Origin of the sequence: Corynebacterium efficiens YS-314, from assembly GCF_000011305.1 — a bacterium.
Taxonomy (GTDB): Bacteria; Actinomycetota; Actinomycetes; order Mycobacteriales; family Mycobacteriaceae; genus Corynebacterium; species Corynebacterium efficiens.
In genome coordinates this window covers 2,716,344-2,728,294 of record NC_004369.1, presented here as the reverse complement: position 1 = coordinate 2,728,294, position 11,951 = coordinate 2,716,344, and the positions used below count along the sequence as shown (strand labels likewise).

The window sequence follows — 11,951 nt, the reverse complement described above, 5'->3', positions numbered from 1 at the left end:
CACACCACACGCCCCTTGTACGTTGTCTGCAACGTGCGAGGGGCGTTGCTGTCCCCGGAAGCTTGTCGACGCCTGATTGACTCTCAGGCTATTCTCATCCCGGAAGTTATTCGATAACCCTTGAAAACACCCCCGCTTGTGGGTGGGGTGGGAGGCGGCCCTGTGGCAGAATTGCTTTAATCGAACGTTCCCAGCCGGTCGTTACAAAACCGTCGCCGTTTAGAGACGTTCTTAACTGTTATTTCCGGCTTGAGATGTCATGTTCCCAGCTCAGGACCTATTTTGAATTTCAGGTGAACAGCGGGAAAACTCCACCCCGAAGGTCACGGTTATCTGAGAGGATTTTGAGTTTTCCTCTTGACGCATGCGAAATCTGTGCTTCAATAGTGTGGTGACGTCCTGAGGGCGTCAGCAAACTGGCAACCATCACCAGCTTATTTGCTGGTCCTCTCTAGGAGATTTCTCATGGATCTTTCCCTTCTCAAGGACTCCCTGTCCGACTTCGCTACCCTCGGCAAGAACCTGGGACCTGCTCTCCAGGGCATCCCGACCCTGCTGAACAGCATCATCGCCTTCTTCCAGAACTTCGGTGACCTCGCTGAGACCACCGGCGACGCTGCTGGCAACCTGTCCTCTTAATCCCCATTCTTGCTGCTAGGGGATAAACCTAGAAGCTGAGATTCCAAACTTTTTCTTAATCTCTGAAGGAGAACATAATGGAAAGCATCACTGACTTCCTGGCCAACGTTTCCAACCTTTCCTCCACCGGTCTTGTCGGTACCGTTTTCGGTCTGCTGAAGACCGCTGGCGACTGGGCTGACAACGTCGCCAAGCTGCTCGGCCTCCTGGGCTAATTCCCACCACGCTCCGGCGTAGGTTAAAGCTCCCGTCCCTTGTGGACTGGAGCTTTTTGCATTTCCGACATTCCTCACTTAGGTGAACGTTAACGCGCTCGAAAGTTCAAGTGTAGGTAGAATCCTCTTCATGGCTGAAACCACTGAGAATGATCTTCCCGTCATCGATCTCGCCCAGACCGAAGGGTATATCGTCGATGATTCCGATGAGGATGATCCGGTACTCCTGCGGCCCGATGGCACCCCCATCGAAACCTGGCGTGAGAATTACCCGTATGACGAACGCATGACGCGTGAGGAATACGAGAAAATCAAGCGCGCCCTCCAGATCGAGTTGCTCAAATGGCAGAACTGGACCAAGGAGACCGGCCAGCGCCACATCATCCTGTTCGAGGGGCGTGATGCGGCGGGTAAGGGTGGCACCATCAAGCGCTTCAATGAGCATCTCAACCCGCGTGGTGCCCGCACCGTCGCACTGGAGAAGCCATCCCCGCGTGAGTCCACGTCCTGGTACTTCCAGCGGTATATCCAGCATTTCCCGGCTGCCGGTGAGATCGTCTTCTTCGACCGTTCCTGGTACAACCGGTCCGGTGTGGAACGCGTCATGGGTTTCTGCACCGAGTCCCAGCACGCGGAGTTCCTCCGTGAGGTGCCCATGCTGGAGAATATGCTCCTCGGTTCGGGTATCTCCCTGACCAAGCTGTGGTTCTCGGTGACGCGTAAGGAGCAGCGCACCCGCTTCGCCATCCGCCAGGTGGACCCGGTGCGTCAGTGGAAGCTCTCCCCGATGGACCTGGCATCCCTGGACAAGTGGGATGACTACACCCGCGCCAAGGAGGAGCAGTTCCGCTACACCGACACCGATGAGTCCCCGTGGATCACCATCAAGTCGAATGACAAGAAACGCGCCCGCATCAACGCCATGCGCTACGTCCTGTCCAAGTTCGATTACACGGACAAGGATTATGACGTGGTGGGGGAGCCGGACCCCAAGATCGTCCTCCGCGGACGTGATCAGATCGGCGATTAGAAAAAGGGCCCCGAGGGGCCCTTTTTCATCTGGATTCTAGATCCACGGTTCGATCGGGTTGCCCTGCCATCTGGTGTGGGCGGGGACCCGGTCGCCACGCATGACCAGGGAGCCTGGACCGATGGTGGCGGAGGCGTCGACAAGCGAGGCGGGGAGCGCCACCGAGTGGTCACCCAGGGTCGCACCGTCGGCGATGGTAACGGTGTCCAGGCTCATGACGCGGTCCTGGAACAGGTGCGTCTGCACGACAGTGCCGGGTCCGACGGTGGCGCCGCGGCCGATATAACAGAGATCGGATTCGGGGAACCAGTAGCTCTCGATCCAGGCACCCTTACCGATGTGCGCGCCGAGCGCCCTGAGGCCGAGGTTGAGGCTGCCGGTGCCCAGGTTCGGGATGAGGAACCAGGGGCCCGCGACGGTCTCCACGAAGGTGTCCTGCAGCTCATTGAGCCACACGAACCAGCTGAACAGCGGGTGGTCACCGGCCTTGTGTCTGCCCACGCAGACCCACTTGACCACCACGGTGATCGCCATGGCTAGCACGCCCACGGCCATGAGGACCAGACCGCCGACCAGCCACGCGACCCACAGGCCGTAGTTGAGGTTGAACCACTGCAGAATCACAAGAGTCAGCGCAGCCAGCACACCGGAGGTCATCGGCGCCAGCAGTCGGGCGGTCTCGACGAGTCCGCGGGAGATTTTCACACCGAGCCCGGGGTTGTAGGTCTTGGCCTCACCCTCGTCGACCTCGACGGTGACACGGCGCATGCGCTCCGGCGGGGAACCCCACCAGTTGGAGCTGGCCTTGGCCTTCTTCGGGGTGGAGGACAGCACCGCCACCAGGGAGTTCTTGGCCAGTTTGCGCTCCGGCCCGGCGATACCGGAGTTGCCCAGGAAGGAGCGTTTGCCGATGCGGGTCTCACCCGTCAGCAACCAGCCGTTGCCCAGTTCATAGCCACCGATGAGGGTGTCGTCGGCGAGGAAGGCGCCCTCGCGGATATCCGCGAGTTTGGGCACCATCACGGCGGTGGAGATCTCCACATCCCTGCCGATCTTCGCCCCCAGGCTGCGGAACCACGCCGGGGTCAGCTGCGCGGCATAGAGCGGGAAGAGGAAGGTGCGGGCATCATCCATGAGCCGTTCAATGGCCCACACCTGCCAGCCCAGCCGGGACCGCACCGGGGTGATGGCGGGTTTGACACCGATGCTCAGCAGCCGCACCAGCACCCAGATGGACACGGTGTACGTCGCGAATGCCGCCAGCGCGCCGACGGCTGCGAACAGCAGCACGGCCGCCACGATGGGCAGTGTGCTTATCGACGAAAGCCACAAGGTCACCGCGGTACCCACGCCCAGTGCGGCCAGCGGCAGCAGGGACAACACCATGGAGGTGATGCCGAATACCGGCACCCAGCGCGAACGACGCGGTGGATGTTCCTGGGGGAAGCGGTGCTTGGCACGGCCGACCTTCTGCGCCGGGGAACCGGCCCAGCGTGAACCTGGCTTGATGGTCTTGTCGCCGGTGACGGTGGAACCGGGCAGCAGGTGTGCGCCGGCACCGACAACCGTGCCCGGCAGGAGGGTGGAGCGTGCGCCGATGCGGGCGTTCTTCTCGATGACAATGGCACCCAGTCGCAGGATGTCACCATCGATCCAATAACCGCGCATGTCCACCTCCTGCTCGATGGAGACATTGTCACCCAGGGTGAGCATGCCGGTCACCGGTGGCAGGGAATGCAGATCCACGCCCCGGCCTACGCTCACACCGAGGGAGCGGGCGAAGTAGTTTACCCAGGTTGCACCGGAGATATTGCGGGAACCGGAGGCATCCGCGAGCCGTTCCGCGGCCCAGATGCGCAGGTGTACGGAACCACCGCGCGGGTAGTCACCGGGTTCAATGCCCCGGGTGATCAGGCGGGCACCCCAGGCACCGATGGGCAGGCGACCGATCGGGGTGGCGAAGATGACGATCAGGGTGATCACCAGCCACCAGGGGACCGGGCGGGCCCATTCGACACCCAGGCCGGCCATGATGTTGTTACCCAGTGCCAGCCACGCGATCCACTGCACGGCCTGCAGCGTCATGATCGGGATCTGGATGAGCGATTGGGCAATCCGGGTGCCGGCGGAGACCGGCTTCACCTCACGCCGTGGCGGCGTGGTGGAACTCTGCAGGGAAACACCGGAATCGCTGGCGACGGTTTCCACACGCTCCGCGAGTTTCTCCAGGCGCGGATGATCGTAGAGATCACGCACGGCCACGGTGGGGACCTTCTCACGCAGGCGGCCCACGAGTGTCGCAGCGGCCAGGGAGGTGCCACCCAGGGAGAAGAAGTCCGCGTCATTGCCGGACACCGAGGTGCCCAGCACATCGACCCACAGCTGGGCGATCCAGGCCTCCGTCTCGCTCAGGCCCTCGGCGTCCACGGTGGTGCCGGGCAGTGGCCACGGCAGGGATTTCTTGTCCACCTTGCCGGAGGTGGTGACAGGCAGCTCCTCCATGACATGGATGCGGGGGACCAGAGCGGCGGGCATGGTCTCGGCGAGGCGTTTGGCTGCCTCATTGTGGTTGAAGCCGGCCTCCTCATCCTCCAGGGAGACATAGGCCACCAGGACCTTCTCATCGGCACCGGTGGTCTGGACCACCACCGCGGAGGACCGCACATTCGGCAGGGCCGCGACATTCGCATCGACCTCACCGAGCTCGATGCGGCGGCCGCCGATCTTCACCTGGTCATCCACGCGACCGATGAAGTAGAGACCATCCTCCTCCAGGCGCACATGATCGCCGGAGCGGTAGGCACGGTTCCAGCCCACGCTCGGCAGGGGGGCGTATTTCTCGCGGTCCTTCTCCGGATCGAGATAACGAGCAAGACCCACACCACCGATGACCAGTTCACCGACCTCGCCGATGCCGACGGGCTGGCCCTCGGCGTCGACCACCACGAGATCCCAGCCGGCCAGCGGCAGGCCGATACCCACGGGTTGGCCGGGATAGAGCTGGGTGCCACAGGCCACCACGGTGGCTTCGGTGGGGCCGTAGGTGTTCCAGACCTCGCGATCCTCCGTCGATAAGCGCTCGACGAGCTCCTGGGAGCAGGCCTCACCGCCGACGATGAGCAGACGCACATGGGACAAAGCCTCGGCGGGCCACAGGCCGGCGAGGGTGGGCACCGTGGAGACCACCGTGATGTCACGACGGATCAACCAGGGGCCGAGATCCATGCCGGAACGCACCAGCGAACGGGGAGCCGGCACCAGGCAGGCACCATGACCCCACGCCAGCCACATCTCCTCACAGGAGGCATCGAAGGCCACCGAGAGTCCGGCGAGCACGCGGTCCTCCGGGCCGAGCGGACCCTGCGGATGATCGACCAGGAACATCTGGGCCTCCGCATCGACGAAGGCCGCTGCCGAACGGTGGGACACCGCCACACCCTTCGGCTTACCCGTGGACCCGGAGGTGAAGATGATCCAGGCGGTGTCATCCAGACGGGGACGACGGGTATCACCACCCGGGGTCGGCTTGATCATGTGGAAACCACTGGCATCGAACAGGGCGTTGATGCGGGCCTCACCGAAGACCATCTCGGCGCGTTCCTCGGGATCATCGGCATCCACAGGCACATAGGCGGCACCGGCGGCCAGGGTCGCGAGAATCGCGATGTAGAGATCCCGGGTGCCGGACGGCATACGGATACCCACGCGGTCCCCGCGCCGGACACCCTGCGCGTGCATCTCGGAGGCAAGCGTGGTGACCTCCTGCATCAGTTCCGCGTAGGTCAGGATCTGGCCATCATCGATGGCGGCTGCCTCAGGGTACGTGGAGGAGATATCCACCAGGATGTCCCAGAGTGTGCGCTTGGGTGGTGCTTCTGCTGCTCTCAGATACTGGGGCGGAACCTTGCTTAGAGACACGTTGCTATTTAGTCCTCTTCGGTGGAGATGATTGCGGCTGCCAATTTGCGCAGATGTTTCAGCTGTTTGGAGGTGGATTCATCGAGTGAGACGTCCTCCGCCTCGCTGACGACCTTGTGCAGGTCGGCCTGGGCGGCCCGCCCCTTCTTCGTTGATGTGACAATCTGTCGACGACGATCCCGGGGATCCCGTTCGCGCTTCGCCCACCCGTGTTTCTCCAGTGCATCGACGAGTCTGACCATATCCGATGCATCGATCGCCAGCATGTCGCACAGGGCGGACTGGCTCGCGGCATCGGCATTGACCAGGCAGGTCAGTGTCCAATATTCACGCATGGTGGTGTCGTGACGGGCCAGCTGGGATTCCACCTCATCGCGGGTGCGACGACGTAGCCTCTCCAGCTGATAGCTGGGCGATTCAAGCAGCGCTTTGGGGATATCCGGGTGGGAAGGCATGACACCACGATAATGGGAAACCGTGGATCGGTCTAATCATGGGGTGCTACCCACCATTTGCGGGGTATGAGGACATGACAAACCGCAGCACACTGTGCTGTGTACTGCGGTGGGGGTCCGGTGGATGCTAGTTGGTGCTAGTTGGTGCTGTGCGGCAGACCGGCAGCGACCCACCCCTCGGTACCACCGGCGACATTGATGGCCTCGATGCCACGCTGCTCCAGATATTCACCGACCTGCGCGGAACGACCCCCCAGCTTGCAGATGAGATAGATGTCCCGATTCAGATCGAGCTCACCCACCCGGGAGGTGAACTCGCTCATCGGGATGTTGATGGCATTCTCCGCACGGACCTCGGCGAATTCATCGGTTTCCCGGACATCGATCAGCTGTGCGTCCGCCGGAACCTCGGTGACGTTGACTTCCTTCATGGTGTTGCTCCTCGGTGAGTTGATGGGTGTTGTTCAGAGTAATTGCCTGGGTGTACCGGTGGCCACATTCCCCAACGCCTTAACCCCGAGATCCTGTTCCCAGAAACCACTGTGTTTAACCCCAATGCCGTTAAGTTAGTGGGTGTAGTGTTGTGCTATGCCTCGACATGGACGGACACAACCTGATACTGATCGTCGGTTATCGGATTTAATCTCGGTGGGCCTGCTCACCCGGGTGTTTCCGGCCGATGTCGTGGACGAGGTCGTCGCGCAGGCCGGTCGTACCCAGCAACGATCCCGCATCCTGCCCTCCCGGGTAATGGTGTATTACACCATCACAATGGCTTTGAACTCCGATGGATCCTATGAGGATATCTACGCCGATCTCACCGATGGACTGTCCTGGGCCTGCAGGTGGGAGGAACAGGCAGTACCTGCTCCGTCACGCTCCGCGATTTTCCAGGCCAGGGTCAGGCTGGGACATGAACCGATGGCAGCGTTGTTTGCCCGTGTTGCCCAACCATTGGCCCGGCCGGGGTGGGAGGGGGCCTGGCTGGCGGGCAAACGCCTGTTGGCTGTTGATGGCACCACCTTGGATGTCCCGGATACGCCAGCCAATGTCGAGCATTTCGGGCGTCCCGGCACCGGACGTGGTCAGGCCGGGTACCCGCAGGCCCGTGTCGTGGCGATCGCGGAATGTGGATCACATGCGATCCTGGACGCGGTCATCGGCGGGCTGGGCACCGGGGAAACGACCCTGGCTGATGAACTGATCGACCGGCTGGATCCAGGCTCAGTACTGGTCGCTGATCGGGGGTTTTATAGTTTCCACCGGTGGGCTACCGCCCAGGACCGTGGTGCGGATCTGGTGTGGCGGATCCGGAACAATGTGAAACCACACCATGTGCGAACCCTGGAGGATGGAACATGGTTGGCCACGATTACCCCGAGCAGTGGGCCGGGGTGGCGGCAGGTTGCCCCAAGGATGGTGCGGGTGGTGGACTACCACATCGATACCGGTGACGATGAGGCTGGCATTGTCGACCAGCAGCATCGGTTGTTGACCACCTTGTTGGATCCTGATGAGGTGTCGGTGGAGGATCTGATCGCGGCGTATCACGCCCGGTGGGAGATCGAGAACACTTTCGATGAGTTGAAAACCCATCAGCGTGGACGAGAAAGGGTGTTGCGGTCAAAGTCCCCGGAGTTGGTGCGTCAGGAGATCTGGGGGCATCTGTGCTGCCACTACGCGATCAGGACACTGATGGCTGATGCGGCCACTGCCAGTGAGCACCCTCCGGTGCGGGTGTCATTTGTTAAGGCCTTGAAGCTTACCCGTCGTTCGGTGATCCAGGGCTCTTTTCCCCCCTGACGACCCGCACACCGCCCGAAGTTTATGGGATCGGGCAGTGTCTTGGCTGGCCAGGTACCTCAACCCACCGCGACGAAGGCGGAAGAATCCGCGGGTGATTAAACGAAAGATGTCGAAATGGCCGGTGAAACGATCCCATCATTGTGGTCGGCCACTCGGCCCAGTGGTCACCGTCATCCCACCACTAACTTAACGGTATTGTGTTTAACCCTGAGATCACTGGTGCTCTCTGGAGACAGGATCTCGGGGTTGAGGATCTGCGGGCTCCTTCCGGGTGGAAGCCCCCTGATACTCCGGGGATGAAACGTGTAACCTTTGCTCATTATCCCTTCCTACCCCCTGGGAGCAGACCACCCATGAACACCACCTGGCTCATCCTGGCGATCATCCTCGCTGTCATCGCCGTCGTCTTCTTCGTCCTCTCCGCGAAAAAGAAGAATGCCGAGCAGCCCCCACGTCCACGGGAGGATCCCCTCAAGTTCAGTGACGCTTCGGCTGATTTCGGCCCCGATGTCCTCGGTCCCGGCGCGATCGTGGGATACGGTGGCGTGGATTATGTGTGCCGTGGTGGTGTCACCATGCGTCAGGGTGCCTACACCTGGTACGAGTACCTCCTCGAGGGCGGCAAGGGAGGCGAGTATCTGAGCGTGGACTATGACGAGGGGCAGCTCAACCTCAGTTGGTGGATCTCGCGTCCGGACCTGGATGTGCAGCCGGCGAATGAGCTCACCGTCGAGGGTGTGCGTTACCGCAAGGTGGAAAGTGGGGTGGGGCAGTTCTACTCCGAGGGCACCACCGGGTTGCCCGAGAGTGGCCGTTTCGAGTACTGGGACATGGCCGAGGCCGGCGGTAAGCGCCTGCTGGGGTTCGAGCGTTTCGGTGAGGATGGACCCCTCGAGGCATCCCTGGGTTGGACGGTGCTGCCCGGTGAACTGACCGTCTACCCGGCGCCGAGAAACTGATGTTGCGCCTGGCCTGCGCCCCCGCCGATATCCGCGCCGGTGACCTCGGTGTGCGCTGGAACGCCCCCATGCCGGAGATCCTCGCCGAGATGCTTATCGACGACCCGACCACCCACTCCTCACTGCACCTGGTGGTGATCGGGGGTTCGCATGTGGTCACCGTGGAAGCGCCCTCCGGGCGCTTCCGGGAGGAGATCTCGTGTCACGCCCGTGAGGGGGGTGAGTGGCCGCTGCCGGGGGCCGTCGATAAGCAGGGGTACCGCCTGGAGACCCGCACTCGGACGCTGAGCCCGGGTGAATTCGCCGCCGAGGCCGCCGACATTGCGGACGGCGGCGGCTTGATCGCCAGCTTCCCCGGGGAGGGGGAGTATCATCTGACCGCGCTGCGCGGAGCATGCGTGGACGGGGTATGGCACTGGTGGACACATCACCTGTACCCGGGGGAGAACACCATCGTCAGCACAAGGAGCCAGTACCACCCATGAGTGCCAAAACAGCCAGGACACTGGGCATCATCTTCCTGTTCCTCGCGGTGCTGTGCCTGATCATGGCACTGGTGAGCAAACCGCCGGTGGAAAACCGCATCGCACAGACCTGGTCGAACGGCAGCTGCGCCGGGGAGACCGGCGTGGCCGACCGCATCGCGGCGATGGAACGCCCCAGCGAACGCGCCACCGACCCTGCCACCGGCGACACCTACCTGCGGTACCCGAAGAAACTGGTGATCATCTCAGGCGAGGGCACCCCCGACTGCCGGATCACCGTGGAAGGCCTCGACCGCGTCAACAGCGGTGCCTTCATCTGGCTCGGCCCCGGCTTCGTCCCCTCAGCCCCCAGTAATTCCAGCGGCGGATCATCCGGATCCGGCGGCGGCGTGAAATAACAACAGGAATGGAAACCATGAGTGAGTACCTGATCAATGGTGTCGCAGGCACCCTGGCCTACTTTGTTCTCGCCGCCGTCATCCTGGTGGTCGGCTTCGTCATCCTCGACCTGATCACCCCGGGCAAGCTCCACGAGCTCGTCTTCGTGCACCACCTGCCCAATGCCGCCGTGATCACCGTGGCGCAGCAGGTGTCCATCGGCATCATCGTGGTCACCGCGGTGCTGACCTCCTCGGACAACCTGACGCAGGGACTGATCGAGACCGCGGTGTTCGGCGTGCTCGGCCTGGTGATCCAGGTGATCGTCATGGCACTGCTGGAGGTGTTCACCCCGGGCAGGTTCCGGGACCTGGTGGAGGACCCGAAGCTGCGTTCCGGCGCGGTCGTGGCCTCTGTTCTCCTTGTGGTGGTGGGAGCCGTCAACGCTGCATGTCTGGTCTAGAACAACCCGCTGAACTCAGCCGGGTCTGGCGCTGGCTGCTGCTGGTCTCCGTCGCGATCTGTGCCGCCTCCGGACTGGTGTATGAGCTGGCGCTGGTGTCGCTGTCGGCAAGCCTCAACGGTGGCGGCATCGTGGAGACCTCGCTGATCGTGGCGGGGTACGTGGCTGCCCTGGGCGTGGGCGCGATCCTGGTCAAACCCTTTCTGCGGTGGCCGGCGCAGACCTTCCTGGCGGTGGAGACCCTCCTGGGTCTGATCGGTGGCCTGTCCGCCCTGGTGTTGTACATGACCTTCGCGGTGGTCGGCCAGAACCTGTGGATGCTGGTGCTGGCCACGGCGTTGATCGGCATCCTGGTCGGTGCGGAACTCCCGCTGCTGATGACCATGATCCAACGCGGCCGGCTTGCCGACGCCCGCACCACCGGCTCCCTGGTGGCCACCCTCAACGCCGCCGACTACCTCGGCGCCCTGCTCGGCGGGCTGGCCTGGCCGTTCATCCTGCTGCCATGGCTGGGCATGATGCGGGGCGCGGCGGCGGCCGGCATGATCAACCTGCTCGCCGCCCTGTTCGTGGGCTGTGTGCTGCTGCGACACCTGCTGCCCCGCGCCCAGTTCATCAGGGCGGTGGTGGCACTGTTGGTGGCGATCGCGGTGCTGGGCACGGTGCTGGTGCGTTCCGACGGCATCGTCGCCACCGCCCGCCAACAGCTCTACCGCGACCCGGTGATCTACGCCCACCAGTCCGACTACCAGGACATCGTGGTCACCCAGCGTGGGGCCGATCGACGCCTCTACCTCAACGGTGGGCTGCAGTACTCCACCCGCGATGAACACCGCTACACCGAATCCCTGGTGTACCCCGGCCTGTCGGACTCCGCACGCACGGCCCTGATCATCGGTGGTGGCGACGGCCTCGCGGCCCGGGAACTGCTGCGCTTCCCCGACATGCGGATCACCCAGGTGGAGCTCGACCCCGAGGTCATCGAGGTGGCCAACACCATCCTGCTCCCCGACAACGGTGGCGCCATGCAGGACCCACGGGTCACGGTCATCACCGACGATGCCTTCACCTGGCTGCGCGCCGGTGGCGATGGGGGACAACGTTACGACGCGATCTTCGTCGACCTCCCCGATCCCAACAACGACACCATGGCCCGGCTGTACTCCCAGGAGTTCTACACCCTTGCCCTGGCACGACTCAACGATGGTGGGCGCATGGTGGTGCAGTCCTCCAGCGCGTACACCACCCCGGATGTGTTCTGGCGGATCGCTTCGACCATGTCCGCCGCCGGGTGCGGGGCGGTGATCCCATACCACGTGCATGTGCCCACCTTCGGCGACTGGGGTTTCCAGCTGTGCGGGCCGGAGGGGACGGAGCTGGGCCTGCGTGGGGATACCCCATCGCTGCGGTTCCTCACCGATGAGGTCCTGGCGGCGGCGGGTGTGTTCGGCGCCGACAACCAACCCCGGGAATTAGAGCCCTCCACCCTGGATCACCCCCGCGTGGTGGAGGACCTGCGCCGCGGTTACCGCCAGGCCGGGGAGTAACCAGGCCCCTCCCCACTTAACCCCGAGATCCTGTCCCCAGAAAACACCAGTGATCT

Annotated in this window: 12 protein-coding genes; 9 read left to right on the top strand and 3 right to left on the bottom strand. The window is 63.1% G+C overall.

All coding sequences use genetic code 11. The features are described from left to right. Window positions 1-465: 465 nt before the first annotated feature. From CE_RS15480 to ppk2, 3 genes are all read left to right on the top strand, one after another. Window positions 466-639: a hypothetical protein gene (locus CE_RS15480; RefSeq protein WP_006769077.1), complete on the top strand. Its 174-nt coding sequence runs from the start codon at window positions 466-468 to the stop codon at window positions 637-639. A gap of 77 nt (window positions 640-716) precedes the next feature. Continuing rightward, window positions 717-854 (top strand): PorA family porin, encoded by a 138-nt coding sequence (locus CE_RS12685; RefSeq protein ID WP_006769078.1) that lies wholly within the window; start codon window positions 717-719, stop codon window positions 852-854. A gap of 130 nt (window positions 855-984) precedes the next feature. Beyond that, window positions 985-1,884, top strand: a complete 900-nt coding sequence (ppk2, locus tag CE_RS12680) for a polyphosphate kinase 2 (protein WP_006769079.1) — start codon at window positions 985-987, stop codon at window positions 1,882-1,884. 36 nt (window positions 1,885-1,920) lie between these two features. Here the strand turns inward: ppk2 and CE_RS12675 are convergent, their stop codons facing one another. From CE_RS12675 to CE_RS12665, 3 genes are all read right to left on the bottom strand, one after another. Further along, entirely contained in the window at window positions 1,921-5,802 is a 3,882-nt protein-coding gene (locus CE_RS12675; protein ID WP_011075981.1) for a Pls/PosA family non-ribosomal peptide synthetase, read from the bottom strand. A gap of 8 nt (window positions 5,803-5,810) precedes the next feature. Continuing rightward, window positions 5,811-6,257: a MarR family winged helix-turn-helix transcriptional regulator gene (locus tag CE_RS12670; RefSeq protein ID WP_006769081.1), complete on the bottom strand. Its 447-nt coding sequence runs from the start codon at window positions 6,255-6,257 to the stop codon at window positions 5,811-5,813. 137 nt (window positions 6,258-6,394) lie between these two features. Beyond that, entirely contained in the window at window positions 6,395-6,688 is a 294-nt protein-coding gene (locus CE_RS12665; protein WP_006769082.1) for a rhodanese-like domain-containing protein, read from the bottom strand. 157 nt (window positions 6,689-6,845) lie between these two features. On the opposite strand from CE_RS12665, the gene CE_RS12660 reads away from it, so the two are divergent. The 6 genes from CE_RS12660 to CE_RS12635 all read left to right on the top strand — a co-directional run bounded on the left by CE_RS12660 (window position 6,846) and on the right by CE_RS12635 (window position 11,895). Continuing rightward, window positions 6,846-8,060 (top strand): IS4-like element ISCef4 family transposase, encoded by a 1,215-nt coding sequence (locus CE_RS12660; protein WP_011074783.1) that lies wholly within the window; start codon window positions 6,846-6,848, stop codon window positions 8,058-8,060. Between the two features lie 356 nt (window positions 8,061-8,416). Next, window positions 8,417-9,022, top strand: a complete 606-nt coding sequence (locus CE_RS12655) for a DUF4178 domain-containing protein (RefSeq protein WP_006769084.1) — start codon at window positions 8,417-8,419, stop codon at window positions 9,020-9,022. Further along, complete coding sequence (locus tag CE_RS12650; RefSeq protein ID WP_006769085.1) at window positions 9,022-9,507, top strand: DUF2617 family protein; 486 nt, start codon at window positions 9,022-9,024, stop codon at window positions 9,505-9,507. The genes CE_RS12655 and CE_RS12650 overlap by 1 nt, the downstream gene beginning before the upstream one ends. Then, a complete protein-coding gene (locus CE_RS12645) occupies window positions 9,504-9,905 on the top strand; it encodes a DUF4247 domain-containing protein (protein ID WP_006769086.1) in 402 nt (133 codons plus the stop codon). The genes CE_RS12650 and CE_RS12645 overlap by 4 nt, the downstream gene beginning before the upstream one ends. 17 nt (window positions 9,906-9,922) lie before the next feature. After that, window positions 9,923-10,348, top strand: coding sequence for a DUF350 domain-containing protein (locus tag CE_RS12640; protein ID WP_143758471.1), 426 nt, complete (start codon window positions 9,923-9,925; stop codon window positions 10,346-10,348). Further along, window positions 10,336-11,895 (top strand): polyamine aminopropyltransferase, encoded by a 1,560-nt coding sequence (locus CE_RS12635; protein ID WP_006769088.1) that lies wholly within the window; start codon window positions 10,336-10,338, stop codon window positions 11,893-11,895. Before CE_RS12640 ends, CE_RS12635 begins: the two co-directional genes overlap by 13 nt. Window positions 11,896-11,951: the final 56 nt, after the last annotated feature.

What these genes read in the sequence shown, in the direction of transcription:
- CE_RS15480 (WP_006769077.1), top strand. Translation starts at nt 466, where the DNA reads ATGGATCTTTCCCTTCTCAAGGACTCCCTGTCCGACTTCGCTACCCTC.
- CE_RS12685 (WP_006769078.1), top strand. Translation starts at nt 717, where the DNA reads ATGGAAAGCATCACTGACTTCCTGGCCAACGTTTCCAACCTTTCCTCC.
- ppk2 (WP_006769079.1), top strand. Translation starts at nt 985, where the DNA reads ATGGCTGAAACCACTGAGAATGATCTTCCCGTCATCGATCTCGCCCAG.
- CE_RS12670 (WP_006769081.1), bottom strand. Translation starts at nt 6,257, where the DNA reads ATGCCTTCCCACCCGGATATCCCCAAAGCGCTGCTTGAATCGCCCAGC.
- CE_RS12665 (WP_006769082.1), bottom strand. Translation starts at nt 6,688, where the DNA reads ATGAAGGAAGTCAACGTCACCGAGGTTCCGGCGGACGCACAGCTGATC.
- CE_RS12660 (WP_011074783.1), top strand. Translation starts at nt 6,846, where the DNA reads ATGCCTCGACATGGACGGACACAACCTGATACTGATCGTCGGTTATCG.
- CE_RS12655 (WP_006769084.1), top strand. Translation starts at nt 8,417, where the DNA reads ATGAACACCACCTGGCTCATCCTGGCGATCATCCTCGCTGTCATCGCC.
- CE_RS12650 (WP_006769085.1), top strand. Translation starts at nt 9,022, where the DNA reads ATGTTGCGCCTGGCCTGCGCCCCCGCCGATATCCGCGCCGGTGACCTC.
- CE_RS12645 (WP_006769086.1), top strand. Translation starts at nt 9,504, where the DNA reads ATGAGTGCCAAAACAGCCAGGACACTGGGCATCATCTTCCTGTTCCTC.
- CE_RS12640 (WP_143758471.1), top strand. Translation starts at nt 9,923, where the DNA reads ATGAGTGAGTACCTGATCAATGGTGTCGCAGGCACCCTGGCCTACTTT.
- CE_RS12635 (WP_006769088.1), top strand. Translation starts at nt 10,336, where the DNA reads ATGTCTGGTCTAGAACAACCCGCTGAACTCAGCCGGGTCTGGCGCTGG.